The sequence below is a fragment of the Streptomyces sp. CA-135486 genome (assembly GCF_050936555.1).
Lineage (GTDB): Bacteria > Actinomycetota > Actinomycetes > Streptomycetales > Streptomycetaceae > Streptomyces.
Genome location: NZ_JBNJMM010000001.1, coordinates 2126275 through 2152141 on the forward strand (window position 1 = coordinate 2126275; position 25867 = coordinate 2152141).

20 protein-coding genes and 1 tRNA gene are annotated in these 25867 nt (G+C 69.2%); 10 read left to right on the top strand and 11 right to left on the bottom strand.

The annotated features are described in order from the left end of the window. Positions 1–194: 194 nt before the first annotated feature. The 5 genes from ACQEVG_RS09645 to ACQEVG_RS09665 all read left to right on the top strand — a co-directional run bounded on the left by ACQEVG_RS09645 (position 195) and on the right by ACQEVG_RS09665 (position 6957). Positions 195–1082, top strand: coding sequence for a helix-turn-helix domain-containing protein (locus tag ACQEVG_RS09645; RefSeq protein ID WP_432979974.1), 888 nt, complete (start codon positions 195–197; stop codon positions 1080–1082). An 11-nt stretch (positions 1083–1093) separates the two neighbouring features. After that, positions 1094–1420 carry a chorismate mutase gene (locus ACQEVG_RS09650; protein WP_432979977.1) on the top strand — a complete coding sequence of 109 codons (327 nt, stop codon included), beginning with the start codon at positions 1094–1096 and terminating at the stop codon, positions 1418–1420. A gap of 69 nt (positions 1421–1489) precedes the next feature. Then, a complete protein-coding gene (pepN, locus tag ACQEVG_RS09655; RefSeq protein ID WP_432979980.1) occupies positions 1490–3982 on the top strand; it encodes an aminopeptidase N in 2493 nt (830 codons plus the stop codon). A gap of 156 nt (positions 3983–4138) precedes the next feature. Beyond that, positions 4139–5521, top strand: a complete 1383-nt coding sequence (locus ACQEVG_RS09660) for a pyridoxal phosphate-dependent decarboxylase family protein (protein ID WP_432979983.1) — start codon at positions 4139–4141, stop codon at positions 5519–5521. Further along, positions 5518–6957, top strand: coding sequence for a lysine N(6)-hydroxylase/L-ornithine N(5)-oxygenase family protein (locus tag ACQEVG_RS09665; RefSeq protein ID WP_432979986.1), 1440 nt, complete (start codon positions 5518–5520; stop codon positions 6955–6957). The genes ACQEVG_RS09660 and ACQEVG_RS09665 overlap by 4 nt, the downstream gene beginning before the upstream one ends. A gap of 9 nt (positions 6958–6966) precedes the next feature. On the opposite strand, the gene ACQEVG_RS09670 is transcribed toward ACQEVG_RS09665, so the two are convergent. Then, positions 6967–8772, bottom strand: coding sequence for a bifunctional metallophosphatase/5'-nucleotidase (locus ACQEVG_RS09670; protein ID WP_432979989.1), 1806 nt, complete (start codon positions 8770–8772; stop codon positions 6967–6969). 161 nt (positions 8773–8933) lie between these two features. Here ACQEVG_RS09670 and ACQEVG_RS09675 point away from each other — a divergent pair, with 161 nt between their 5' ends. Together ACQEVG_RS09675 and pyk are read left to right on the top strand one after the other, a co-directional pair. Continuing rightward, the gene (locus ACQEVG_RS09675) at positions 8934–9647 is read left to right on the top strand and encodes an SIMPL domain-containing protein (protein WP_432979992.1); all 714 of its coding nucleotides are present in this window, start codon (positions 8934–8936) and stop codon (positions 9645–9647) included. A gap of 143 nt (positions 9648–9790) precedes the next feature. After that, entirely contained in the window at positions 9791–11224 is a 1434-nt protein-coding gene (gene pyk, locus ACQEVG_RS09680) for a pyruvate kinase (RefSeq protein ID WP_432979995.1), read from the top strand. Between the two features lie 30 nt (positions 11225–11254). On the opposite strand, the gene ACQEVG_RS09685 is transcribed toward pyk, so the two are convergent. After that, positions 11255–12040, bottom strand: coding sequence for a helix-turn-helix domain-containing protein (locus ACQEVG_RS09685; protein WP_432979998.1), 786 nt, complete (start codon positions 12038–12040; stop codon positions 11255–11257). 81 nt (positions 12041–12121) lie between these two features. Continuing rightward, a tRNA-Leu gene (locus tag ACQEVG_RS09690) sits at positions 12122–12204 on the bottom strand. Positions 12205–12301: 97 nt separating this feature from the next. Between ACQEVG_RS09690 and ACQEVG_RS09695 the strand changes: the two genes are divergently transcribed. Continuing rightward, positions 12302–12955, top strand: coding sequence for an ANTAR domain-containing response regulator (locus ACQEVG_RS09695; protein WP_432980001.1), 654 nt, complete (start codon positions 12302–12304; stop codon positions 12953–12955). Positions 12956–13046: 91 nt separating this feature from the next. Here ACQEVG_RS09695 and ACQEVG_RS09700 read toward each other — a convergent pair whose 3' ends face one another. The 5 genes from ACQEVG_RS09700 to ACQEVG_RS09720 all read right to left on the bottom strand — a co-directional run bounded on the left by ACQEVG_RS09700 (position 13047) and on the right by ACQEVG_RS09720 (position 18764). Further along, complete coding sequence (locus tag ACQEVG_RS09700; RefSeq protein WP_405808959.1) at positions 13047–13763, bottom strand: ABC transporter ATP-binding protein; 717 nt, start codon at positions 13761–13763, stop codon at positions 13047–13049. Continuing rightward, the gene (locus ACQEVG_RS09705; protein WP_432980004.1) at positions 13763–14674 is read right to left on the bottom strand and encodes an ABC transporter ATP-binding protein; all 912 of its coding nucleotides are present in this window, start codon (positions 14672–14674) and stop codon (positions 13763–13765) included. The genes ACQEVG_RS09700 and ACQEVG_RS09705 overlap by 1 nt, the downstream gene beginning before the upstream one ends. A gap of 3 nt (positions 14675–14677) precedes the next feature. Then, the gene (locus ACQEVG_RS09710; protein ID WP_432980007.1) at positions 14678–16504 is read right to left on the bottom strand and encodes a branched-chain amino acid ABC transporter permease; all 1827 of its coding nucleotides are present in this window, start codon (positions 16502–16504) and stop codon (positions 14678–14680) included. A 5-nt stretch (positions 16505–16509) separates the two neighbouring features. After that, on the bottom strand, positions 16510–17439 hold the full coding sequence (locus ACQEVG_RS09715; RefSeq protein ID WP_355832226.1) for a branched-chain amino acid ABC transporter permease: 930 nt from the start codon (positions 17437–17439) through the stop codon (positions 16510–16512). Positions 17440–17534: 95 nt separating this feature from the next. Continuing rightward, a complete protein-coding gene (locus tag ACQEVG_RS09720) occupies positions 17535–18764 on the bottom strand; it encodes a branched-chain amino acid ABC transporter substrate-binding protein (RefSeq protein ID WP_432980011.1) in 1230 nt (409 codons plus the stop codon). A gap of 480 nt (positions 18765–19244) precedes the next feature. Between ACQEVG_RS09720 and ACQEVG_RS09725 the strand changes: the two genes are divergently transcribed. Beyond that, a complete protein-coding gene (locus ACQEVG_RS09725) occupies positions 19245–19397 on the top strand; it encodes a hypothetical protein (protein ID WP_432980014.1) in 153 nt (50 codons plus the stop codon). A 241-nt stretch (positions 19398–19638) separates the two neighbouring features. On the opposite strand, the gene ACQEVG_RS09730 is transcribed toward ACQEVG_RS09725, so the two are convergent. The 3 genes from ACQEVG_RS09730 to ACQEVG_RS09740 form a co-directional block, all read right to left on the bottom strand. Further along, positions 19639–20025, bottom strand: a complete 387-nt coding sequence (locus tag ACQEVG_RS09730) for a hypothetical protein (protein WP_432980017.1) — start codon at positions 20023–20025, stop codon at positions 19639–19641. Positions 20026–20117: 92 nt separating this feature from the next. Further along, on the bottom strand, positions 20118–20591 hold the full coding sequence (locus ACQEVG_RS09735; protein ID WP_432980020.1) for a PaaI family thioesterase: 474 nt from the start codon (positions 20589–20591) through the stop codon (positions 20118–20120). Positions 20592–20690: 99 nt separating this feature from the next. Further along, positions 20691–22973, bottom strand: a complete 2283-nt coding sequence (locus tag ACQEVG_RS09740; RefSeq protein ID WP_432980023.1) for an FdhF/YdeP family oxidoreductase — start codon at positions 22971–22973, stop codon at positions 20691–20693. A gap of 142 nt (positions 22974–23115) precedes the next feature. On the opposite strand from ACQEVG_RS09740, the gene polA reads away from it, so the two are divergent. Continuing rightward, positions 23116–25770: a DNA polymerase I gene (gene polA / locus ACQEVG_RS09745; RefSeq protein WP_432985204.1), complete on the top strand. Its 2655-nt coding sequence runs from the start codon at positions 23116–23118 to the stop codon at positions 25768–25770. The last annotated feature ends 97 nt before the right edge of the window (positions 25771–25867 follow it).

Genomic DNA, 25867 nt, shown 5'->3' on the forward strand with positions numbered 1-25867 from the left:
GTATCGCCCCTCACTCGGTCACCTACCGCGACCAACCATCGCCCCCTGGCGGCGAGCGGGTCCATGGACAAAGATCGGCGCTGTTTGGACGCAGCGCGGGCACGCGGCGCGGGCACGCGGCGCAGGCACAGGCACGCGGCACAGGCACAGGCAGGAGCGCAGGCACTCGGCGCCCGAGGAAGGGGCGGAAGCGGATGTATCACACCTGGATGCGTTATTTCACCCCCGGCCCGGTCCATCACCGGCTCGGCCTCGTCTGTCTCGGCGTGGGCCTCCAGCACGGCGTCCTGCCCACCGTCGGGCCCCGCACCCTCGACCACCATGTCGCCGTCGTGATCAGCGCGGGCAGCGGCTGGTTCCTCGGCACCGACGGGCGGCGCACCGCCGTCACCGCGCCCGCACTGATCTGGCTCACCCCAGGCGTACCGCACCACTACGGCCCCGATCCGGCCCGCGGCTGGGACGAGAGCTTCGTCGACTTCGCCGGGCCCGCCACCGCCACATACACCGAACTCGGCTACATAGAGCCCGAGCGTCCCGTCGTCCCGCTGTCCGACGCCGCCGGGGCCCGCGCCGCGGTGGGCCGCATCGCCCGCGCCGCACGCCGCGGCAACCCGCTCCTGGAGGTCGAGACGGCCGCCGCCGTCCATGAACTCCTGGTCGCCCTGCGCCGCGCCCGCGCCGACACCAACGCCGACGGCGACCCGGTGCTCAGCGCACTCGCCCGGGACGCCTGTCGGCCGCTCTCCGTCGCCGAACACGCGGCCCGCCACGGTATGACCCCCGCCGAGCTGCGCACCGCGGTCCGCCGCGGCGCGGGCTGCAGCCCCAAGGACTACCTCCTCGCCATCCGTCTCGGCCGCGCCAAGGAACTCCTCGCGGCCACCGAGCTCCCGGTCGCCGCGGTCGCCCGCCGCGTCGGCTACGAGGACCCGGCCTACTTCTCCCGGCTCTTCACCCGTCGCGTCGGCTCCGCCCCCATCCGCTTTCGCGAGCAGCAGGGCCGTACGGTCCCCGGCGGCTGGAGCGACCGGATCCCGGATCCCGAACACCCTCCGACGATCGCCACCGGACCGACGTAAGCTCGCTGACCATGACCACGAGGGACATCGACGAGAACGTGCGCGCCGAGCTGAGCCGACTGCGCGAGAGCATCGACAACATCGACGCGGCAGTCGTCCATATGCTGGCCGAACGCTTCAAGTGCACCCAGCAGGTCGGCCACCTCAAGGCGCAGCACCACCTGCCACCGGCCGACCCGGAGCGGGAGTCCCGCCAGATCGAGCGGCTGAGGCAGCTCGCGGAGAGCGCGAAACTGGACCCGGCGTTCGCCGAGAAGCTGCTGAACTTCATCATCGCCGAGGTGATCCGGCACCACGAGACGATCGCGGCCAACCCGCAGGTCTCACCCGACGCTTGAGTCCCGTGCGCTGACAGCGCAACCGATACCCCGTGTGCGGGACAGGTCCCATCAGGCAGCATGGCCCTCATGTCCGTACTGACGCGCGACGAAGCGCAGACCCGAGCCCAGCTCCTCGACGTCCACCGGTACACGATCGACCTTGATCTCACCACCGGGGAGCAGACCTTCGACTCACGCACCGTCCTTCACTTCACGGCTCGCGTGGACGGGGACACCTTCGTCGAGCTCAAGCCGGACGCACTGCGCTCCGTCACCCTCGACGGACAGCCCCTCGACCCCGAGTCGCTCGTCGAGAACCGGCTCGCGCTCACCGGACTGAGTGCGGGGGAGCACGAGCTGCGCATCGAGGCGGACATGCGCTACTCCCGTACCGGCGAGGGCATGCACCGCTTCACCGACCCCACCGACGGCGAGACATACGTCTACACCCAGCTGTTCATGGAGGACGTCCAGCGCGTCTTCGCCGCCTTCGACCAGCCCGATCTCAAGGCCGTGTTCGAGCTTTCGGTCACCGCGCCCGACGGCTGGACCGTCCTCGGCAACGGTGTCGCCACGCACGACGGCCACGGCAGGTGGACCTGCGCGCCGACCCCGCCGCTCGCCACCTACTTCGTCGCCGTCGCCGCAGGACCCTGGCACTCCGTGCGCACCGAGCACGCCGGGCTGCCCTTCGGCATTCACTGCCGCCGCTCGCTCGCCCCCCACCTGGACGCCGACGCCGACGAGATCCTCGAGATCACGCGCCAGTGCTACGACCGGTACCACGAGAAGTTCGAAGAGCCGTACCCCTTCGACTCGTACGATCAGGCCTTCGTACCCGAGTTCAACGCCGGGGCCATGGAGAACCCGGGCCTGGTCACCTTCCGTGACGAGTTCGTCTACCGCTCCGCCGTCACCGACACCGAGCGGCAGACCCGCGCCATGGTCATCGCCCACGAGATGGCCCACATGTGGTTCGGCGACCTCGTCACGCTCACGTGGTGGGACGACATCTGGCTCAACGAGTCCTTCGCCGAGTACATGGGATACCAGACCCTCACCGAGGCCACCCGCTTCACCGACACCTGGGTCGACTTCGGCATCGGCCGCAAGTCCTGGGGCTACGACGCCGACCAGCGGCCCTCCACCCACCCCGTCGCGCCCGACCCGGAAGCCGTCCCGGACACCGCGTCCGCGATGCTCAACTTCGACGGCATCTCGTACGCCAAGGGCGCGTCCGCGCTGCGGCAGCTCGTCGTCTGGCTCGGCGAGAAGGACTTCCTCGCCGGCATCAACACCCATTTCGCACGGCACAAGTTCGGCAATGCGACGCTCGCCGACTTCATCGACTCCCTGGCGCAGGCCACGGACCGCGATGTGCACGCATGGGCCGAGTCCTGGCTGCGTACGACCGGCGTGGACACCCTCACCCCCACGGTCGCCGAGTCCGGCGGCAGCTGGTCGCTCCGGATCGCCCAGGACGGCAGCCGCCCGCACCGCATCGCGGTGGGCGCGTACGACATCGACCCGGTGGACCCCGAGCGGCTTGTGCTGCGCACCCGCGTCGACATGGACATCCCGCAGAACGGGAACGACGGCGTCCACGCGGGCCGCCGTCCCGCCCTCGTCGTCCTCAACGACGGCGACGCCAGCTACGCCAAGGTCCGCCTCGACGCCACCTCCTGGGACACGGCCGTACGGTCCCTCTCCGGCATCCCGGACCCGCTGACCCGCACCGTCGTGTGGAACGCCGCCCGCGACATGGTCCGTGACGGCGAACTCGCCCCCGCCGCCTATCTGGAGGCCGCCCGCGCCCACCTCCCGCGCGAGTCGGACCTCGCCGTCGTCCAGGGCGTCCTCGCCTTCGCCGCGATCCAGCTCGCCGACCGCTACCTCCCCGCCGACGAGCGGCCCGCCGCCCTCGGCGTACTCAGGGGCATCTGCCGCGATCTGCTGCGTCGCACCGAGGACGGGAGCAGCCCCGGCCTGCGCCTCACCGCCGTACGCCACTTCATCGACTCCGCCGCACAGCCCGAGACGCTCCAGGAATGGTTCGGCGACGACAGCGTGCCCGGCGGGCCGGAGCTCGACCCCGAGCTGCGCTGGCGCATCCTCTACCGCCTCGCCGTTCTCGGCGCGACCGACGACGCGGCGATCGCCGCGGAACTGGACCGCGACCCCAGCGCCACCGGCCAGGAGGGCGCCGCCCGTTGCCGTGCGGCGCTGCCGACCGCGGAGGCGAAGGCGGCCGCCTGGCAGCGGCTGTTCACCACCGACTCCCTGTCCAACTACCTGTTCACGGCCACTGCGCAGGGATTCTGGCAGCCCGAGCAGGCCGATCTGGTACGGGAGTACGTGCCCCGCTACTACCCGGACTCGGTGGCGGTCGCCGCCCGCCGGGGCCCGGCCATCGCCGAGGCCGCGGGCCGGTACGCCTTCCCGCTGCACGCGGTGGACGCGCAGACGCTGAGCCAGGGCGAGGAGTGTCTGCGCGACGCCGAGATGATCCCGGCACTGCGCCGCAAGCTGGTGGACCAGCTCGACGACCTCCGCCGCGCATTGAGGGTGCGCGCGGGGTAACCACTCGGGGGCTCCGTCCCCGGGCCCCCGCGCCTCACACGAGGACAAGCGGCCGACGGCCGCTTTCGGGGGTCTGGGGGCGGGCCCCAGCCAATACCACCTTCGGGTTCCGATCGTTGAGGTACGCGACACCCCGCGCTCACCCGAAGGACCCGCATGAGTACGCCGCCCGGCCCGCCCCTCGCCGGAGGGACCACAGGCCCCGACGCCCTGCGGCCGCTGCTCGCCGTCGTGCTCGACGCCCTGGCCGAAGGCGCGGCGGCGCGCGGCGGGCCGTTCCCCAAAGGCGGCCCCGACGCCGTCGCCGCGCGCGTACGCGAGGCCGCCGAACCCGTGCTCCCCGACCTCGGCACCGGCGCCGAGCCCGCCCTGCGCACCCTCGTCCACACCGTCGCGCGCGGCGCCGCCGACCCCGCCGACCCGCTGTGCGCCGCCCACCTGCACACCCCGCCCCTCGCGCTCGCCGTCGCCGCCGACCTCGCCGCCTGCGCGCTCAATCCGTCGCTGGACTCCTGGGACCAGGCCCCGGCCGCCTCCGAGCTGGAGGCCACGGTCTGCCGCGCGCTCGCCGCCGAGGTCTATCCGCACGGGCCCGACCCCGACGCCCTGGTCACCACCGGCGGCACCGAGTCCAACCAGCTCGGTCTGCTGCTCGCCCGCGAACATCACGGCGCGGTCCAGGTGATCTGCGGGGCCGCCGCCCACCACTCCGTACACCGCGCGGCCTGGCTGCTCGGCCTGCCCGAGCCGGTGACCGTACCCAGCCCCTCCGGCGTTCTCGACCCCGCCGCGCTCGACGCGGCCCTCACGCAGGCGCACGGCCCGCTCCTCGTCGCCGCCACCGCCGGCACCACCGACCTGGGGCAAATCGATCCGCTCCCCGAGATCGCCGACCTGTGCGACCGTCACGGCGCCGAGCTCCATGTGGATGCCGCCTACGGCGGACCCCTCGTGTTCAGCCAGGAACACCGCGGCAAGCTCGCCGGCCTGGAGCGCGCCCACACCGTCACCCTCGATCTGCACAAACTGGGCTGGCAACCGGTCGCGGCGGGCCTGCTCGCCGTACCCGACCGGGCCCGCCTCGCGCCCCTCGCCGTCAGCGCCGACTACCTCAACGCCGCCGACGACACCAAGGCCGGCCTGCCGGACCTGCTGGGCCGCTCCCTGCGGACGACCCGCCGCCCCGACATCCTCAAGATCGCCGTCACCCTCCGGGCCCTGGGCCGCACCGGTCTCGCCGCGCTCGTCGACCGCAGCTGCGCCGCCGCCCACCGGTTCGCCAACCTGATCGAGCAGCACCCCCGCCTGGAGCTGTACGAGCGGCCCACCCTCCCCACCGTCCTGTTCCGCCCCGCCGCGGCCACCGACGAGCAGACCGCCGCCATCCGCCGCACCCTCCTCGCCGAGGGCCGCGCCGTCCTCGGCCGGGCCCGCGCCGACGGCCGTCTCTGGCTCAAGGCAACCCTTCTCAACCCGCACGCCACCCTGGGCGACCTGGAATCCCTGATCGAACTCGTGGAAGGCAGCACCCCCCGATGACCGGAACGCCTGCAACCGAACCCACCCCCTACGCCCTGGGGGCGTGGGGGGACTCCCAGCCCCATGACCTCGTGGGCGTCGGCATCGGGCCGTTCAACCTCTCCCTCGCCGCGCTCGCGCACGGCGTCCCGGGCGGACTCGCCACCGCCTTCTACGAGCAGCGGCCCTCCTTCGCCTGGCATCCCGGCCTGCTGATCGACGGCGCGACCATCCAGGTCCCCTTCCTCGCGGACCTGGTGACCCTCGCCGACCCGGCCAGCCCCTGGACCTTCCTCAACTATCTGCGCTCCCAGGAGCGGCTCTTCCCCTTCTACTTCGCCGAGAAGTTCCACATCCAGCGAGCCGAGTACGACGCCTACTGCCGCTGGGTCAGCGACAAGCTGCCCGGTCTGTACTTCGGCCACCAGGTCGACGCCGTCCGCTGGAACCCCGAACGCGCCCTGTTCGAGGTCGACTTCACCCAGCTCGACGCCGAGGGCGAGGTCGAGGCCCTGGGCCGCGCATACACCCGGAACATCGCGCTCGGCGTCGGCACCGAGCCGTACATCCCCGAGCCGCTCAAACCGCTCGCCGACGCCGTCACCGTCCCGGTCATCCACTCCTGCGACTATCTCCACCACCGCGACCGGCTGCTGGCCGCCGAGCGCATCACGATCATCGGCTCCGGGCAGTCGGGCGCGGAGGTCTTCCTCGACCTGCTGCGGGCCCGCCCCGCGGGGAGCGAGAAGATCCACTGGCTGGGCCGTACGGAGGCGTTCGCGCCGATGGAGTACTCCAAGCTCGGCCTGGAGCACTTCACCCCCGACTACATGCGCTACTTCCACTCCCTGCCGGAGCAGACGCGCGACGATCTCGTCCCGCGCCAGTGGCAGCTCCACAAGGGCATCGACGCCGACACCATCGCGGCGATCCACGACGAGCTCTACCGCCGCACCCTGCACGGCGGCTGGCCCGACGCCGTCCTCACTCCCGGCGTCACCGTCCGCACCGCGGGCCGGGTCGGCACCACCAAGATCGAGCTCCACCTGGAGCACACCCGGCAGGGCAGCCGCTCCCGGCTCACCACCGACGCCGTGGTGCTGGCCACCGGCTACCGCGAGCGTCCGGTGGACCGGATGCTCGTCGGCCTCGACCGCTACATGCGCTGGGACTCGGCCGGGCGGCCGCTCATCGACGACCAGTTCCGGCTGCGGCTGGACGAATCGGTGCGCGGCTCGGTGTACGTACAGAACGCGGAGCACCATACACACGGTGTGGGCGCGCCCGACCTCGGGCTCGCGGCGTGGCGCAGCGCCGGCATCCTCAACTCCCTGACCGGCAAGGAGCCCTATCCGCTGCCGCGCCGCACCGCCTTCACCAGCTTCGGCCTGGACCGCGAACAGGCCCGCCCGGCACAGATGCCGGCGGGCCTGCTGCCGCTGGTGGAACAGACCTGACAGCCCCGATCAGAAGACCGGCGTACCGTCCCGGGTCAGCTTCCAGCCCACCGTCGCGAACTGCGCCGGGTCGACCGTGCCCTTCGCCTTCACCCAGTTGATGATCGTGTTCCGGATCTCCTCCGAATTGGCCCACAGCTGCTGGGACTTGGCGACATGCGGGAAGTTCCCGCCACCGGCGGCCCGGTAGTTGTTGACGGCCAGCACGAACTGCGCCGCCGGGTCGACCGGCCTGCCGTCGAAGGACAGACCGGCGATCCGGGAACCGGCCGGCTTGGCGATGTCGATCTCGTACGTCAGACCCGAGATCGCGTCGTAGTTGTAGTCCGGGGTGTTGTCGGCGTTGGTCAGCCTGGCGGTGTCGACGGGGCCGCCGGCCGGCGTCTGCACGTAGTACCGCGCCGAGAACTCCAGATAGTCCTTGATCTGCGCGCCGGTCAGCAGCCGCGCCTCCAGGGTGTTCTCGAAGACATAGAGACCGGCCGCGTCCCTGATGGTCACCTGCCCCGCCGGGATCGCCGCAGTGCGCGAGAAACAGGAGGCCTGCGAGAGAACGGGCAGCGCCGCGTACGGGCCGCCGGCCAGCGCCGCCTTCACCGTCTCCGCCTGGACCTGGTTGATCAGATCGATGATCGGCTCGTCCTTCCACGGCGCATCGGCCGTGGTCATCGAGGCGGTGGAAGTGCCGATGACCTGGTTGACGTAGGCCACGACCTTCTGGTGCTCGTCGCCGAGCAGCTTGGTGATCTTCGGGTCCTCCTCGGCCGTGTTGGAGTTGAGGACCTGCGCGCCGACCGTCTCCACCGTCCAGCGGCCCTTCTCCCAGACCAGGCCGAAGTCGAACAGGGTCAGCCGCTGGCCCCACTTGAGCGGCTCGGAGAGCACGACCTTCTGGCCGGTCTGCCTGTTGGCGACGAAGTACTCGGCGATCTCGGTGTGCGCGTGGCCGACGAGTATCGCGTCGATGCCCGGCACCTGCTCGGCGACCAGCGCGGCGGCGTTCTCGACGTACGGAAGTTGGTCGCCGTACGAGGAAGTGCCGCTGGAACCCGAGTGGGCCGAGACGATCACGACGTCCGCGCCCATGGAGCGCAGCTTCGGCACCCACTTCGCGGCCTGCTCCTCCAGGCCCGGGAAGACCATCCTGCCCTGGACATTGGCCTTGTCCCAGATCGCGATGCCGGGGTTGGTCAGACCCAGGACCGCGACCTTGACGTCACGACCGTGCCGGGTGCACAGCCGGTGAATGCTGTACGGCGGGAAGGCCGGGCGGAGCGTCCTGGCGTCCAGCGCGTTCGCGCCGAGCAGCGGGAAGCGGCACTGCTGCTGGAACTTGCGCAGCACCGGGATGCCGTAGTTGAACTCGTGGTTGCCGAGCGCCGCCGCGTCGTATCCGATGGCGTTCATGGCCTGGGCCATGGGGTGCACCGGACCGCGCGCGGCCGTGATCGGGTCGACCTTGGCGTAGTAGTACGAGAGCTGGGTGCCCTGGATGGTGTCACCCGCGTCGATGAGCAGCGTGTTGCGCCGGCCCTTCTGCGCCCGGATCTTCTCCACCAGCGTGGAGATCTTCGCCAGGCCCACGTCGTTGTGCGCCTTGTCGTCGAACTCCTTGTCCGTGAAGTAGTCCCAGTTGAAGACATTGCCGTGCAGATCGGTGGTGCCCATGACGGTGAAGGAGTACCGCTTCGGCGGACGTCCCTGGCCGGGGATGGTCCCCGCGGCCTCGGCGGGCAGGGCGGTGGCGCCCGCGATGGCCACTCCGGCCCCGGCGGCGGCCGACCGCTCCAGGAACGTCCTTCGGTTCAGCGGCATTTCGTCTCCCTCGTTTCGGTGCACAACGCGCGTAGATTCTGACCCAGGAGCGCCGCCCGGCAACACCCCTCGCCGGTTTCTATCTGGTGACTGCCAGTTGTCGCAGGCGGATGCGAGAGTGGGTGCACGACGACTGCCGCAGACGTACGAGGGAGCCTCCCGTGACCACCGACGCACCCGCCACCGCCGCGCCGTACGGCACCCCCGAGACGCCGCGGGTCGCCGTGCGCGGCGAGGCACGCCTCGAGTTCGACCCGGAGATCGCCAGGATCGGTGTCACCGTCAGCGCACGCGGCACGGACCGGCGCAGCGCGCTGGAGGACCTCACCCGGCGCAACTCCACCGTCCTGGAACTGATCAAGTCGTACGGCGAATCGGTGGAAAAGCTGGAGACCGGCGCCTTCTCCATCACCCCCGAACTCACCCGGCACGGCCGCGGCGAACGCGTCCGCGCCTACTACGGACGCGTCCACATCACCGCCGAGCTCAGCGACTTCACCGCGCTCGGCGAGCTCACCACCCGACTCGCCGACCTCGAACTCACCCGGGTGGACGGCCCCTGGTGGGCGCTGCGCCCGGACTCACCCGCCCATGGCGAGGCCCGCCGCCAGGCGGTGAAGGAAGCGGTCCAGCGGGCCCGCGAATACGCCGAGGCGCTGGGTGCGCGACTGGCCGCACTGGTGGAGCTGGCCGATCTCGGCGCCGAGAACGCCGTTGCATACGGAATGCCGCCCGCCCCCGGCGGCATGCGGATGGCCGCATACGGATCCGACGAGTCCGCCGAAATGGCCCCCGCCCTTGACCTGGAGCCGCAACGACAGACCGTGTACGCGCAGGTCAACGCCCGCTTTACGATGACGCCGCCGAAGCTCTAGGGAGACAACTCCGAAACGCCGATACGCTCATCGGAGCAACCCCTCGCACAATTCAACACTTGTCAATAACCCTTCACGCAAAGGTTGTTGAGTAGTCATGCGGGACCAATTCTCTACTGGCCGGTAAGGCCTAGGCTCAAAGTATGCGCCGAGCAAAGATCGTCTGTACTCTGGGGCCCGCCACCGACACATACGACCAGATCAAGGCACTGGTCGAAGCCGGAATGGACGTCGCCCGCCTCAACCTCAGCCACGGCACCTACGCCGAGCACGAGGAGCGCTATCAGCGCGTACGCAAAGCCTCGGACGAAACGGGTCGCAGCGTCGGCATCCTCGCCGACCTTCAAGGTCCGAAGATTCGTCTGGGACGCTTCCAAGAAGGACCCGTACTCCTTGAACGCGGCGATGAATTCACCATCACCGTCGAGCCGGTCGAAGGCGACCGCGAAATCTGCGGCACCACCTACCCCGGCCTCGCCGAAGACGTCACTCCCGGTGAGCGCATCCTCGTCGACGACGGCAAGGTCGCCCTCGAAGTGACCGCGGTCGACGGCCCCCGGGTCCACACCGTCGTCATCGAAGGCGGCATGGTCTCCGACCACAAGGGCCTCAACCTCCCCGGCGTCGCCGTCTCCGTACCGGCACTCTCGGAGAAAGACATCGAAGACCTCCGCTGGGCGCTGCGCATCGGCGCGGACATCATCGCGCTCTCCTTCGTACGCAGCGGACGCGACATCGAGGACGTCCACCGGATCATGACCGAGGAGAACCGCCGCCTCCCGGTCATCGCCAAGATCGAGAAGCCGCAGGCCGTCGAGAACATCGAGGACATCGTGGCCGCCTTCGACGGGATCATGGTCGCCCGCGGCGACCTCGGCGTCGAGATGCCCCTCGAGCAGGTACCGATCGTCCAGAAGCGCGCGATCAAACTCGCCAAGCGCAACGCCAAGCCGGTGATCGTCGCGACCCAGATGCTCGACTCGATGATCGAGAACTCCCGCCCCACGCGCGCCGAGGCATCCGACGTCGCCAACGCCGTGATCGACGGCACCGACGCCGTAATGCTCTCGGGCGAGACGAGCGTCGGAAAGTACCCCATGGAGACGGTGCGGACGATGAGCCGCATCGTCGAGGCGGCCGAGGAGGACGTGCTCGCCAAGGGCCTGCCGCCACTGACCGAGCGCAACAAGCCCCGTACCCAGGGCGGCGCCGTGGCCCGTGCGGCGGCGGAGACGGGTGACTTCCTGGGCGCGAAGTTCCTGGTCGCCTTCACCCAGTCCGGCGACACCGTCAGGCGCCTGTCCCGCTACCGCTCGCCGATCCCGCTGCTGGCCTTCACCCCCGACCCGGCCACCCGCTCCCAGCTCAACCTCACCTGGGGAGTGGAGACCTTCCTCGGTCCGCACGTCGGATCCACGGACGCGATGGTCGCCCAGGTCGACGAGGAGCTGCTGAAGATCGGCCGCTGCGAGAAGGGTGACATCGTGGTGATCACGGCCGGCTCACCGCCCGGAGTGCCCGGCTCCACGAACCTGGTGCGGGTGCATCACATCGGCGAGGACGACAGCCCCAAGTAGGCGTCGGGGTGTGCCGCTCGGGCCGGGGTGTTAGTACTTCGGCCCGACGTGCAGGTCCATGAGGGCGACGGAGGCATTCCGGGCGATCGAGATGTTCTGGACGGCTCGGCTCTGGTTGGCCGACTTCCATTCGACGCCGACTCTGTCGAGAGTGTCAGTGAAGAGGCTGAGGATGTCGGCGGAGACGTTCGAGAAGAAGTATCGGGTGTATTCGTAGCGCTTCCTTCGGCCGCCGATGATCTTCTCGGTCCAGTTGGTGATCCGGGAGCCGTCGGAGTGGATCAGCCCGCGGATGAACTCCCAGGGGTGCGCATCCACGATCTCCTGCTGCCACGGTTCGAGCGCGATCCTCCGCTCGTGCTTCTTGCCCGGGCCGTGCTGTGGGAAGAGGCACCAGAGGTGCTTGGAGTACATCTTCACTTCGCGACATCCCTTGCGGCGAACCCTGCACACGGAGTTCTTGGGGAACACCGAGAGCATGGCCTGTTCGCACTCGTCTATGAGGCCGGGCCACGAATCGGCGCAGAAGACCGAGAGACTGGGCGAGCGCATGGCCCGGTTCTGGATGATGTGCCCATCGCCGAGGTACAGGCCAAGGAGATAGGCGTACGCCCGGGTATTCAGCATTCCGTCACATCGAGGGCAGACGGACTGGTGCGCTCCGGGGCACTCGCCGCGTTTGACGCGGTCCACATGCAGCCAGTAGCCGATGGTGCCAGCCGGAACATTCAGCCGACGGGCCACCTCGGCATTCTTCGTGCCGTCCCTCAGTAGCGTCAGCGCCTTCTGGCGCACTTCAGTTCCATGGAAGGTCATCCCAACACTCTGCGTTACGTCAAGTGGCTGCACGTAGCAGAAAGCGGATGTTCACGAGAAGGTGAACATCCGCTTTCGAGGTGCCCGGTGTGGGATTCGAACCCACATGCCCAAGGGCACGGCATTTTGAGTGCCGCGAGTCTGACCAGTTCCTCCAACCGGGCAAGTCAGGGAGCTGCCGGGAAGTGTACCGGGTCACCGCGCGCCGCTGCTGCTGGGTAGGCTCATGGGGAGCACCCTGCCTTGAAATGAGGAGCCCGCGTGACCGCCCCCGAGTCGCCCCAGCCCACCGCCGATGACGACAAGTCGCACGTCCCTCCGCTGACGACCCGCGTCGTCATCGCCGAGGACGAGGCCCTCATCAGGCTCGACCTCAAAGAGATGCTGGAGGAAGAGGGGTACGCGGTCGTCGGCGAGGCCGGAGACGGCCAGCGGGCCGTCGAGCTGGCCCGGGAGCACCGGCCCGATCTGGTCATCCTCGATGTGAAGATGCCCGTCCTGGACGGGATCTCCGCGGCCGAGAAGATCGCCGAGGAGTCCATCGCCCCCGTTCTGATGCTGACCGCGTTCTCGCAGCGCGATCTCGTCGAGCGGGCGCGGGACGCCGGAGCCATGGCGTATCTGGTGAAGCCGTTCAGCAAGAGCGATGTGGTGCCCGCCATCGAGATGGCCGTCTCCCGCTTCACTGAGCTCAAGGCGCTGGAGCAGGAGGTCGCGGACCTCTCGCAGCGGCTGGAGACGCGCAAGCTGGTGGACCGGGCGAAGAGCATTCTGCAGACGCAGTACGGGCTCACCGAGCCGAACGCGTTCCGCTGGATCCAGAAGACGTCGATGGACCGGCGGCTGTCGATGCAGCAGGTGGCCGAGGCGGTCATCGAGGACGCCGAGGAGAAGAAGGCCGCGAAGGGCGAGTAGGGCATTGCGCGGTACATAGGGCATTGCGCGGTACATACGGAGAGGCCCGCACCCCGAGCTCGGGGTGCGGGCCTCTCCGTATGCGTACGGCTCAGTCCTCGCCGAGGTATGCCTTGCGGACCGAGTCGTCGTGGAGCAGGTCCTGGCCCGTGCCCGAGAGCACGATGTTGCCGATCTCCATGACATGGCCCTGGTCCGCGAGCGACAGCGCGGCCTGGGCGTTCTGCTCGACGAGCAGAATGGTGGTGCCCTGGGCCTTGAGCTCGACGATCGTCGCCATGATCTTCTGCATCATGATCGGGGAGAGACCCATGGAGGGCTCGTCGAGCATGAGCAGCTTGGGCTGCGACATCAGCGCGCGCCCCATGGCGAGCATCTGCTGCTCGCCGCCGGAGAGCGTGCCCGCGGCCTGCTTGCGCCGCTCACCCAGGATGGGGAAGAGGTCGTAGGCGCGCTGGATGTCCTTCTCGATTCCGGCCTTGTCGCTGCGGAGGAAGGCGCCGAGGCGCAGGTTGTCCTCGATCGTCATGCGCGGGAAGATGTGCCGCCCCTCGGGGGAGTGGGCGAGTCCGAGCGAGACGATCTGGTGGGCCGGTACCTTCTTGAGCGATTTGCCGTTGAACTTGATCTGGCCGCCGACGGGCTTGAGAAGGCCCGAGAGGGTGCGCAGCGTGGTGGTCTTGCCGGCGCCGTTGGTGCCAATCAGGGTGACGACCTCGCCGGCTTCGACGCTGAACGAGATGCCCTTGACGGCCTCGATCTTGCCGTAGGCGACGCGCAGGTCCTCGACTTCGAGAAGTGCGGTCATCAGTCGTTCTCCTTGCTGGCGGACTCGGCGGGTCCGGTGGACTCCGCTGCGCCGGTTTCTGCCGCTTCCACTTCCGCGACTTCTTCGTCGCCGGGGGCGCCTTCGAAGGGTTCGCCGAGGTAGGCGGCGATGACTCGCTCGTCTCCCTGGACGGTCTCGCTGTCGCCCTCGACGAGCTTTTCGCCCTGGACGAGCACGGCGACGCGGTCGCACAAGTTGAAGATGAAGCGCATGTCGTGCTCGATGACGAGGACGGCGATGCCCATGTCCCGGATGGCGAAGACGAGTTCCTCGGTGGCCCGGGTCTCCTGCGGGTTCATGCCGGCCGTCGGCTCGTCCAGGAGGAGCAGACCCGGGTCGCTCGCCAGGGCGCGCGCGATCTCGAGCTTGCGCTGCTCGCCGTAGGGGAGGTTGCGGGCGAGGTGTTCGGCCTTGCCGGCGAGGCCGATGAACTCGAGGAGTTCCATGGCTCGTGCCCGGGACTTGGCTTCGGCCTTGTGGAAGCCGGGGCCGCGCAGGAGGGCGGACCAGAGGCCTTCCTTGGTGCGGGTGTGGCGGCCGACGAGCACGTTCTCCAGGACGGTCATGTTGCCGAAGAGGCGGATGTTCTGGAAGGTGCGCGCGACGCCCGCTGCCGTGACCTTGAAGGACTTGGCGGGGAGGACGGTGCCCTTGTAGCGGACCTCGCCCTCGGTGGGGATGTAGAGACCGGTGAGGCAGTTGAAGAAGGTGGTCTTCCCTGCGCCGTTGGGGCCGATGAGGCCGACGATCTCGCCGCTGTTGACGGTGAGGTCGACCGAGCGTACGGCGGTGAGGCCGCCGAACCGCATGGTGACGCCGCGGGCGTCGAGGACCGTCTCGCCGGGCGCCGTGGCCGGGGCGGTGTCCTTCGTTGTGGTGTCGGTGGTCATGGATCAGGCCCCTGTCTTGCTGAGGACTGCGGGCGCTTCCGCGGATTCGTGGAACTCGAGCTGGCGGCGCCGGTTGGGGATGAGTCCCTCGGGCCGGAGACGCATCAGGAGTACGAGCGCGAGGCCGAAGGCGAAGAGCTGGTAGTTGCCGAGGAACTGCAGCTTGGCCGGGATCAGGTAGAGCAGCGCGGCGCCGACGAGGGGTCCGCTGATGGTGCCCATGCCGCCGAGGACGACCGCGGCCAGCAGGAAGGCCGAGTTCGGCGGGACGACGTGGGCGAACTGGTACTGCTCCGGCGTCACGGTGTAGGTGACGTGGGCCTGGACCGTACCGGCCAGGCCGGCGAGGGTCGCACCGAGGGCGAACGCGATGAGCTTGACCCGGAAGCCGTTGATGCCCATGGCGAGCGCCGCGGTCTCGTCCTCGCGGATCGCGATCCAGGCGCGGCCGATGCGGGAGTCTCCGCTGCGGCGGAAGACCACCACGACGATCAGGGTGATCAGCAGCATCAGGAAGAAGTAGTTCGCGAACCGGCCGATGGTGACGCCGAAGAGGCTGTGCTCGAGTCCGAAGTCGAAGCCGAACATCTGCAGGTTCGGGATCGACGAGATGCCGTTGGACCCGTTGGTGATGTCGGGGCCGGAGGTGCCGTCGAGGTTGTTGACGGTGATCCGGAAGATCTCACCGAAGCCGAGCGTCACGATCGCGAGGTAGTCGCCGCGCAGTCGCAGGGTCGGGGCGCCGATGAGGACGCCGAAGACCATGGACGCGGTGGCGCCGACGAGGACCGCTCCCCAGAAGGGGAAGTGGACGTCGAACGGCGAGGACGGCGATCCGGAGACCATGGCCGCGGCGTACGCGCCGACGCCGAGGAAGGCGACGTAACCGAGGTCGAGGAGTCCGGCGAGGCCGACGACGATGTTCAGACCGAGGGCGACGGTGGCGAAGATCAGGATGTAGACCCCGATGGTCGCGTACTGGTCGTCGGCCTGGGTGAAGGGGAAGGCCGCGGCGGCAGCGAACGCGCCGGCCATCGTCACATTGCGGTGCTTGGCGGTGATCGCGGACACCCGTCCGACCAGGCCGGACTTGAAGAGCGCGCCGAACCCGAAACCGGCGGTGATGAGGAAGCCGATGAAGAGCTCGTCGTACTCGGTGCCGATGCCGTACGTGAAGACGACCAGGCCGAAGCTGAGTGCCGCGACGATGATCAGGATCTCGACGTAGGAGGGCAGCTTGCGGGCGGGTGCCGCGGTGCCGGTGACGTAGGCGGCCTTGGCTACGGCCATGCGGTTGCGCCGGTTGTGATTGAACCGGTCCCACCAGTTGTCATCGGGGTCCGCCGGGTCGAGCGCGGGGCGCTCGAAGGGCAGCGACCGTGCGCCGATGAGGGCGACGAGGCTGACAATGCCCGCGAAGAAGCCGCCGGGCTCCAGGTTGGCGAGGCCGCCGAGCTCCTTGCTGATCGCGATCAGCGTGAACCAGGTGGTTGCGTAGGCGGCGTAGGCGGAGAGCCTGATCGCCGGGTCGGCACCGGCGGGGGTGAGCCACTTCAGCCCCTTGACGCCGTACGAGGAGAGTCCGAACAGGGTGGTCAGGGCGCCCGCGATGAGGACGAGCCACTGGAGTCCGCCGGGGTAGCCGTAGACGGTGAGGTCGCCCGGGAAGGCGGCCGTCCAGGTCCAGGCGAGGAACGCGGAGATGACGGTGAGGGCGCCGCCGCCGGTTGCGACCGCTCGCGCGATGTGCGGCGGGAGGGCAATGAGGCCCGACTGTGCGGTGTCGGCCGGGGTCCGCGGGGTTTCCGCGGTGGTGGTCTGTGTCGTCATCGGTGTCACGCCCTGTCCGCGACGCGCTCGCCGAGGAGGCCCTGTGGCCTGACGAGGAGCACGACGATGAGAAGTACGAAGGCCCAGACGTCGGCCCAGGACTGGCCGCCGAGCTGCTGCATGCCGGGGATGTCGTTGATGTAGGCCGTGGCCATGGTTTCGGCGATGCCCAGGGCGAGACCGCCCAGCATGGCGCCGTAGATGTTGCCGATACCGCCGAGGACGGCTGCGGTGAACGCCTTGAGGCCGAGGATGAAGCCCATGCGGAAGTTCACTTCGCCGTACTTGAGGCCGTACGCGACGGCTCCGACGGCCGCGAACGCGGCGCCGAGGGCGAACGCGACCACGATGATGCGGTCGGTGTTGATGCCCATGAGCTTGGCCGTGTCCGGATCCTGGGCGGTGGCCTGCATACCGCGTCCGGTGCGGGTCTTCATGACGAAGAACGCGAGGATCGCCATGCATATGGGAGCGGCGATCAGCAGGAAGATGTCACCGGTCTGGATGGTGATGCTGCCGAGGTGGAAGGGGCCACCGGGGATTTCGGGGAAGGTGCGGGAGGACTTCGCCTCGGGGTACCAGGCCCACACAGCCTGCTGGAGGGCCAGCGAGAGGCCGATGGCGGTGATGAGCGGTGCGAGGCGGGGCGCGGTGCGCAGCGGTCGGTAGGCGAAGCGTTCCGCCCCGACCGCGATGGTGGTGGCGACGATGATCGCGCCGATGAGCATGAGTGGCAGGGCAAGCCACATGGTGGTGCCGGTGGGAAGGATGAGCCAGACCGTGAGGGCCCCGAACCCTCCGGTCATAAAGATCTCGCCATGGGCGAAGTTGATGAGCTGGACAATGCCATAAACCATCGTGTAGCCGATGGCGACGAGCCCGTACATGGATCCCAGTAGCAGGCCGTTGACCAGCTGTTGCGGCAGTTCGTGCACCGCAGGTCCTCCGAGTCTTTCGACGGATGTGACACCGCGCGGGGCGCCGGTTTTGCGGCGCCCCGCGCGGCAGGTGAGGTGTTACGGAGTGAGGATCAGCCGGCGAACGTGCCGGACTTGACGGCCTTCCAGGCAGCGCCCTCGTACTTGTAGACCGTGAGCTGCTTGTTGGTGGCGTCGCCGAACTCGTCGAAGGCGACCTTGCCGGTCACACCGTCGAAGGAGACACCCTGCAGGGCCTCGACGACCTTGGCGCGGGCGTCCGAGGGAAGCTTGCCGTCGTTGCCCTCGACGACCTTCTTCACGGCCTCGATGATCGACCAGGCGGAGTCGTAGGAGTAGCCGCCGTAGGCCTCGTAGGCCTCCTTGTAGCCGCCGGCCTTGTAGTTGGCCACGAAGTCCTTGGCCGAGGGGAGCGTCTCGACCGGCGCACCGACGGAGGTGGCGAGGTCGCCCACGCCCTCCTTGCCGGAGAGCTTGATGAAGTCGGCGCTGTAGATGCCGTCGCCGCCGACGAGCGGGATCGCGGCACCGGACTTCTTGATCTGCTTGCTGAGCGGGCCCGCGACCGGGTACTCGCCGCCGTAGTAGACGACGTCGGCCTTGGAGCTCTTGATCTGGGTGACGACGGCCGCGAAGTCCTTGGTGTCAGGGTTCACGTGCTCGGTGCCGGCGACCTTGCCGCCGAGCTTCTCGAACTCCGCCTTGAAGGTGGCGGCGAGACCGGCGCCGTACGTCTTCTTGTCATCGATGATGAAGACGTTCTTCTTCTTGGCGTCGTTGAAGAGGTACTGCGCGGCGAACGGGCCCTGGATGGCGTCCGTGGTCGCGGTGCGGAAGTACGACTTGTACGGGCGGGCCTTCTCGCCGCTGTTCCACTTCGGTCCCTGGGTCAGGGCCGGGTTGGTGTTGGCGGGCGAGACCTGGGCCAGCTTGGCGTCGTCGAACACCTTCTGCATGGACTCGGCCACGGAGGAGTTCAGCGGGCCGACGACACCGAGGACGTCCTTGTTGGCGACGAACTTGGTGGCGTTCTGCTGTCCGGAGGACGGCTGGGCCTGGTCGTCGAAGGCCTCGACCTTGAAGGTGATGCCGTCGACGTACTTCTTCGCGTTGGCCTGCTTGGCCGCGAGGTCGACGGAGTTCTTGATGCCGAGACCCAGAGCGGAGAGCTCACCGGTCAGTGGGGCGTCGATGCCGATGACGACCGTGGTACCGCCGCCCTCGGCCCCACTTTTGCTGTCGTCGCGAGAGCCACAGGCGGTGAGCGCAAGGGCTCCCGCGGTGAGCGCAGCCGTCATGGCTATGAGCGAACGTTGACGCACGATCAGTCCTTTCACCTGGCACGGCCGCCCCCCATGGGACGTACCGAGTCGAGCGCTGGAACCGAACTGAAGGTAATCCGGCGGCGCGGTGACTGGGCGTGACTCTAAGCGCGGTATTGGGGGAGGTGGAGTGGTCTGGGCAAGGATGTGACGCTCTTGTTATGCCGCGGCGTACTGCATAGCGGATTTGTGCGGGTGGAACGGGGGAATTCCGGCCGGTTCGTCTTGTCCGCATGCTGAGAACGTGCAGGACCGTCCGGTGGTTTGAGTCCTGTCATTTGATCTTCGGGGCACGCAGTGCCAACCGCTCTGGCCAGGTCTCGGGCATACCGATCGCCCAGAATGTAACTCTGTACTTGCATTGCCCGCGCATTACGCAGTGTTACGTCGAGGAAAGGGAGACCGGCATTCCGTGCCACTTTTTGGCAATCCGACACGTGGACCTGGACGAGTACTTTGCGTGGTCTTTCGGAACTCACGGTGAACGGTGCCGCCGGCCTGGTGGAAACCCGCAGGCCGGCCGAGGTCTGGGTGATCCGCTCGATCGTGACCGGTGGCCCGGAGGTGGTGGTGACCGTGACGGTGAAATCGAACGAGTCGTGTCCGGCGACCGGCCGGGCGGGTGCCTGGTAGGCCAGGGCGACCGCCTGCGCCGGCCATGGCGTCGGGGGCGGCGGAGGCGGCTTCGGCCGGGTCACATAGAGGTACGACGTGCCGGCGGCGAGGAGGGCGGTCGAGGTGGCGGCGATGGCCGCGGGGCGATGACGCGCGGCGAAGTCGGTGAGCCGGCGCTGCCGGGGCCGTGCCGCGCGGGGAGCGGGGGCGTCGTCCGGTGCGTAGGTGCCTTCGCCCGGCTCGACCGGGCCCACTCCGCTCATTGCCAGGGGCCTCCGGTCGGAGTCCCGCTGCGGTAGCGCTCAGTGCACCGGAGTGTGGCCTGACTGTCGATCAACTTCCGTGCGGCGTCCGTCCCCAGACGCTTCTGCTCGGCGCGGGCGGCGGCCACCACGTCCAGCAGGATCTGGTTCTGTCCGCCGGACAGACCCATGGCCTGGTAGTCGAGGTTGGCCTGCTTCCCGCCGTCGAGCACGACCCGCGCCCAGTGGGAGATGAGACGTTCGCACAGTTCCTTCGGTGGGGTGGCCCGCGGGGCCGGTGCGGCGGAGTCGGTGGCAGGGCCCCGGCAGCCGGTGAGGACGGCCAGCAGCGCGACAGCGAACACCGCGAAGTGCCTTGCTCGGCGTGGCGGTCGGGACCCCATGCCGCGACGCTAGCGGGGGTGACGGGAGAGGGCAATGGTGCGCTTGGTGCCGCTGGACGTGCGGTCCGGCGGCACCCCCCGCGCTGTGCAGGTCAGCCCGCCGTGCCGCCCGGGTTCGCATCCCGCAGCAGACAGGTCAGCCGGGCGGTGCAGACCCGCTTGTCCTGCTCGTCGGTGATCACGATCTCGTACGTCGCCGTGGAGCGGCCGCGATGCACCGGGGTCGCCACCCCGGTGACCAGGCCGGAGCGGACGCCACGGTGGTGCGTGCAGTTGAGGTCCACGCCGACGGCGACCTTGGTGCTCCCGCCGTGCATCATCGAGCCGACCGAGCCGAGCGTCTCGGCGAGCACGGCGGACGCGCCGCCGTGCAGCAGTCCGTACGGCTGGGTGTTGCCCGCGACCGGCATCGTGCCGACGACGCGTTCCGCCGACGCCTCGGTGATCTCCACGCCCATGCGGTCGCCCAGCGTCCCGGCTGAGAAGAGCGCGGGCAGATCGACCCCGAGCGCGGCGTATTCGTCGATGACCTCTTGCGGGAACTTCACGGTTCTCTGCTCGCCCATGGGGCCCGGCTCCGATCTCAGTACGTTGCGTGCTGTGTGCACCGTCTTATCAGATGCCTGAGCGAACGCTTAGCCGGGTGTCTCCATTCCCAGGGGCCCTCACTGCCCGGGCTCGAACCGCACCACCACGGACTTGCTCGCCGGGGTGTTGCTGACGTCGGCCGTGGAGTCCAGCGGCACCAGCACATTGGTCTCCGGGTAGTACGCGGCGGCGCAGCCACGCGCGGTGGGGTAGTGCACGACTCGGAATCCGGGCGCCCGCCGCTCCACGCCGTCCTTCCACTCACTGACCAGATCGGTGTACGAGCCGTCCGCAAGGCCCAGCTCCCGGGCGTCCTCGGGGTTCACCAGGACGACCCGGCGGCCGCCCTTGATGCCGCGGTAGCGGTCGTCGAGGCCGTAGATCGTGGTGTTGTACTGGTCGTGCGAGCGCAGCGTCTGCAGCAGCAGCCGGCCCGCGGGGACCTCGGGGAACTCCACCGGCGCGGCAGTGAAGTGGGCCTTCCCGGTGGCGGTGGGGAAGCGGCGCTCGTCGCGGGGGCCGTGCGGGAGCGTGAAGCCGCCGGGGCGGGCGATCTTCGCGTTGAAGTCCTCGAAACCGGGCACCACGCGCGCGATGCGGTCGCGGATCGTTGCGTAGTCCTTCTCGAAGTCCTCCCAGGGCGTGGTCGACGCGGGACCGAGCACCGCACGCGCCATCCGGGTCACGATGGCCGGTTCGGAGAGCAGATGGGGGCTCGCCGGGGGCAGATTGCCGCGCGAGGCGTGCACCATGCCCATCGAGTCCTCGACCGTCACCACCTGCCGGCCGCCCGCCTGGACGTCCTTGTCGGTCCGGCCGAGGGTGGGCAGGATCAGCGCCCGCGCGCCGGTGACCGCGTGTGAACGGTTCAGCTTGGTCGACACATGGACAGTGAGCCGGGCCCGGCGCATCGCCGCCTCGGTGACCTCGGTGTCGGGCGTCGCGCTGACGAAGTTGCCGCCCATCGCGAAGAAGACCTTCGCCTTGCCGTCACGCAGCGCCTGGATGGAACGTACGACGTCGAAGCCGTGGTGGCGCGGCGGCGCGAAGCCGAACTCCTTCTCCAGGGCGTCCAGGAAGGCCGGGGCGGGCCGCTCGAAGATGCCCATGGTGCGGTCGCCCTGGACATTGGAGTGCCCGCGCACCGGGCAGACGCCGGCGCCGGGGCGGCCTATGTTGCCGCGCAGCAGAAGGAAGTTGACCACCTCGCGGATGGTCGGCACCGCGTGCTTGTGCTGGGTCAGGCCCATCGCCCAGCAGACGATGGTGCGCTGGGAGGCGAGGACCATGGCGAGCGCCCGCTCGATCTCGGCGCGCTGAAGGCCGGTCGCGGCCAGCGTCTTGTCCCAGTCGGCGGCCGCGGCCGCGGCGACGAACTCCTCGTAGCCATGCGTGTGTTCGCGGATGAACTCCTCGTCAATGGCGCTGCCGGCCGCGCCAGCCTCGAGGATCAGCTTGTTCAGCAGCCGGAACAGGGCCTGGTCGCCGCCGATGCGGATCTGCAGGAAGAGATCCGCGAGGGCCGTCCCCTTGATCATGCCCTGTGGGGTCTGCGGATTCTTGAACCTCTCCAGGCCGGCCTCGGGCAGCGGATTCACCGACATGATCTTCGCGCCCGCGTTCTTGGCCTTCTCCAGGGCGCTGAGCATCCGGGGGTGGTTGGTGCCGGGGTTCTGTCCCGCCACGATGATCAGGTCCGCCTGGTGGAGATCCTCCAGCGAGACGCTGCCCTTGCCGATGCCCAGGGTCTCGGTGAGTGCCGAGCCGGAGGACTCGTGGCACATGTTGGAGCAGTCGGGGAGATTGTTGGTGCCGAATTCGCGGGCGAAGAGCTGGAGCAGGAAGGCGGCTTCGTTGCTGGTGCGGCCCGAGGTGTAGAAGAGCGCCTCGTCGGGGGAGGCCAGCGCCGTCAGCTCCTCGGCGATGATCGCGAAGGCCCGTTCCCAGGTCACCGCCTCGTACCGGTCCGCCCCTTCGGGGAGATACATCGGCTGCGTGATGCGTCCCTGCTGCCCCAGCCAGTACCCACTGCGCGAGGCGAGGTCGGCCAGGGAGTGCGCGGCGAAGAAGTCGGGGGTGACGCGGCGCAGCGTGGCCTCCTCGGCCACCGCCTTCGCGCCGTTCTCGCAGAACTCCGCCGTATGCCGCTTGTCCTCCTCCGGCCAGGCGCATCCCGGACAGTCGAAGCCGTCCTTCTGGTTGACCTTGAGGAGGGTCTGCGCGGTACGGCGCACACCCATCTGCTGCTGGGCCATCCGCAGCGTGTGCCCGATGGCGGGAAGCCCTGCGGCTGCATGATGCGGGGCCGAAACCTGGGGTGCGTCCTGGACCGGGTCACCGGTGGGCGGCTTTCTGGCCATGGCGCTCTCCCTCGAGCCTGTATCTGCGTACCTACCCCCGATCCTGCCACGGTCGGGATTGTCAGTGGTACGTGGCAGGATCGGGGACGTGGCTGAGACGGCATCGAAGAAGACGGCAGACAACCGACCGCGCCTGCTCCTCATGGACGGGCATTCCCTGGCGTACCGGGCGTTCTTCGCGCTGCCCGCGGAGAATTTCACCACCGCGACGGGCCAGCCGACCAACGCCATCTACGGCTTCGCGTCGATGCTGGCGAACACGCTGCGCGACGAGTCGCCCACGCATTTCGCGGTGGCGTTCGACGTGTCCCGCAAGACGTGGCGCTCGCAGGACTTCCCCGAGTACAAGGCGAACCGCTCCAAGACCCCGGACGAGTTCAAGGGTCAGGTCGAGCTGATCGGCGAGCTGCTCGACACCATGAACGCCGTGCGGTTCGCGGTGGACGGCTTCGAGGCGGACGACATCATCGCCACCCTCGCCACGCAGGCCGAGGCCGCCGGCTTCGAGGTGCTGATCGTCACCGGCGACCGGGACTCCTTCCAGCTGGTCAGCGAACACACCACCGTGCTCTACCCCACCAAGGGCGTCTCCGAGCTCACCCGCTTCACGCCGGAGAAGGTCCGGGAGAAGTACGGACTCACCCCTGAGCAGTATCCGGACTTCGCCGCACTGCGCGGCGACCCCTCGGACAATCTGCCGGGCATTCCCGGCGTCGGTGAGAAGACCGCCACGAAGTGGATCAGCCAGTTCGGTTCGTTCGCGGAGCTGGTGGAGCGCGCCGACGAGGTCAAGGGCAAGGTCGGGCAGGCCCTCCGCGACCACCTGGAATCCGTCAAGCTCAACCGCCACCTGACCGAGCTGGTGCGGGACGTGGAGCTGCCGAAGTCCGTCGCCGACCTTCAGCGCCTTCCGTACGACAGGACCGCGCTGAAGGGGTTCCTGGAGGTGCTGGAGATCCGTAACCCGAGCCTGCGCGAGCGGCTCCTGGCGGTCGACCCCGGCGCTGAGGAAGAGGAGGCCCCGGCCCCCGCCGCCGGCGTTGAGCTGGACGGCACGGTGCTCGGCACCGGCGAGCTCGCCCCCTGGCTCAAGGAGCACGGCGGGCAGCCGCTCGGCGTGGCCACCGTCGACACCTGGGCACTGGGCACCGGCAGCGTCGCCGAGGTCGCGCTCGCCACGGCCGCGGGACCTGCCGCCTGGTTCGACACCACCCAGCTGAACGAGGCCGACGAGCGGGCCTTCGCCGACTGGATCGCCGACCCCGACAAGCCCAAGGTCATGCACAACGCCAAGGGCGCGATGCGGGTCTTCCCCGAGCACGGCTGGAGCGTCGACGGCGTCACCATGGACACCGCGCTGGCCGCCTATCTGGTCAAGCCGGGCCGCCGTTCCTTCGCGCTGGACGCGCTCTCCGTCGAATATCTCGGCCGTGAGCTGGCCCCGGCCGCCGCCGACGGGCAGCTCGCCTTCGGCGCGGACGAACAGGCCGAGGCCGACGCCCTGATGGCGCAGGCCCGCGCGGTGCTCGACCTCGGCGACGCGTTCACCGCGCGGCTGATCGAGGTCGGCGCGGCCGACCTGCTGCACGAGGTCGAACTGCCCACCTCCGAGCTGCTGGCACGGATGGAGCGGCACGGCATCGCCGCGGACCGCTCCCATCTGGAGGCCATGGAGCAGCAGTTCGCGGGTGCAGTGCAGCAGGCGGTGAAGGAGGCGCACGCCGCCGTCGGGCACGAGTTCAACCTGGGCTCGCCCAAGCAGCTGCAGGAGGTCTTCTTCGGCGAGCTGAACCTTCCCAAGACCAAGAAGACCAAGACCGGTTACACCACGGACGCGGACGCCCTGGCATGGCTCGCCGCGCAGACCGAGCACGAGCTGCCGGTCATCATGCTGCGCCACCGCGAGCAGGCCCGGCTGCGCTCCACGGTCGAGGGCCTGATCAAGACGATCGCGGCCGACGGCCGTATCCACACCAGCTTCAGCCAGATCGTGGCGGCGACCGGCCGGCTCTCCTCCACCGACCCGAATCTGCAGAATGTGCCGGTGCGCACGGACGAGGGCCGCGCGATCCGCCATGGCTTTGTCGTCGGCGAGGGCTTCGAGTCGCTGATGACGGCGGACTACAGCCAGATCGAGCTGCGGGTGATGGCCCATCTGTCGGAGGACGAAGGCCTGCTCGAGGCGTTCACCTCCGGCGAGGATCTGCACACCACCGTCGCCTCCCAGGTGTTCGCGGTGGAGCGGTCCAAGGTCGACGCGGAGATGCGCCGCAAGATCAAGGCCATGTCGTACGGACTGGCGTACGGCCTCTCGGCGTTCGGCCTCTCGCAGCAGCTGAACATCGAGGCGGGCGAGGCGCGGGCCCTGATGGACACGTACTTCGAACGGTTCGGCGGCGTGCGCGACTATCTGCGCCGCGTCGTCGACGAGGCCCGCGCCACCGGCTACACGGAGACGATGCTGGGCCGTCGCCGCTATCTCCCCGACCTCAACAGTGACAACCGTCAGCGCCGGGAGGCCGCCGAGCGGATGGCGCTCAACGCGCCGATCCAGGGCACGGCGGCGGACATCGTCAAGATCGCGATGCTGAACGTGGACCGGGCGCTGACGGAGGCGGGGCTCAAGTCCCGGATACTGCTGCAGGTCCACGACGAAATCGTGCTGGAGATCGCGCCCGGCGAGCGGGAGCGGGCGGAGGAAATCGTCCGCCGCGAGATGGCGGGCGCGGTTGAGCTGCGCGCTCCGCTGGATGTCTCGGTGGGCGCGGGTGCCGACTGGGAGTCCGCGGCGCACTGACCCGACGAGCCCTGCGCCCCTGGGTGCGCAGGGCTCTGCCGACGCGGTGAGGTGGCCGCGTCCGGGCGACCGGTGCCTCGCCGGCCCGGCGGTGCGC

Bases quoted from the DNA above. Each gene is read 5' to 3' on its own strand.
- ACQEVG_RS09645 (WP_432979974.1), top strand. From the start codon at position 195: ATGTATCACACCTGGATGCGTTATTTCACCCCCGGCCCGGTCCATCAC.
- ACQEVG_RS09650 (WP_432979977.1), top strand. From the start codon at position 1,094: ATGACCACGAGGGACATCGACGAGAACGTGCGCGCCGAGCTGAGCCGA.
- pepN (WP_432979980.1), top strand. From the start codon at position 1,490: ATGTCCGTACTGACGCGCGACGAAGCGCAGACCCGAGCCCAGCTCCTC.
- ACQEVG_RS09660 (WP_432979983.1), top strand. From the start codon at position 4,139: ATGAGTACGCCGCCCGGCCCGCCCCTCGCCGGAGGGACCACAGGCCCC.
- ACQEVG_RS09665 (WP_432979986.1), top strand. From the start codon at position 5,518: ATGACCGGAACGCCTGCAACCGAACCCACCCCCTACGCCCTGGGGGCG.
- ACQEVG_RS09670 (WP_432979989.1), bottom strand. From the start codon at position 8,772: ATGCCGCTGAACCGAAGGACGTTCCTGGAGCGGTCGGCCGCCGCCGGG.
- pyk (WP_432979995.1), top strand. From the start codon at position 9,791: ATGCGCCGAGCAAAGATCGTCTGTACTCTGGGGCCCGCCACCGACACA.
- ACQEVG_RS09685 (WP_432979998.1), bottom strand. From the start codon at position 12,040: ATGACCTTCCATGGAACTGAAGTGCGCCAGAAGGCGCTGACGCTACTG.
- ACQEVG_RS09700 (WP_405808959.1), bottom strand. From the start codon at position 13,763: ATGACCGCACTTCTCGAAGTCGAGGACCTGCGCGTCGCCTACGGCAAG.
- ACQEVG_RS09705 (WP_432980004.1), bottom strand. From the start codon at position 14,674: ATGACCACCGACACCACAACGAAGGACACCGCCCCGGCCACGGCGCCC.
- ACQEVG_RS09710 (WP_432980007.1), bottom strand. From the start codon at position 16,504: ATGACGACACAGACCACCACCGCGGAAACCCCGCGGACCCCGGCCGAC.
- ACQEVG_RS09730 (WP_432980017.1), bottom strand. From the start codon at position 20,025: ATGGGGTCCCGACCGCCACGCCGAGCAAGGCACTTCGCGGTGTTCGCT.
- ACQEVG_RS09735 (WP_432980020.1), bottom strand. From the start codon at position 20,591: ATGGGCGAGCAGAGAACCGTGAAGTTCCCGCAAGAGGTCATCGACGAA.
- ACQEVG_RS09740 (WP_432980023.1), bottom strand. From the start codon at position 22,973: ATGGCCAGAAAGCCGCCCACCGGTGACCCGGTCCAGGACGCACCCCAG.
- polA (WP_432985204.1), top strand. From the start codon at position 23,116: ATGGACGGGCATTCCCTGGCGTACCGGGCGTTCTTCGCGCTGCCCGCG.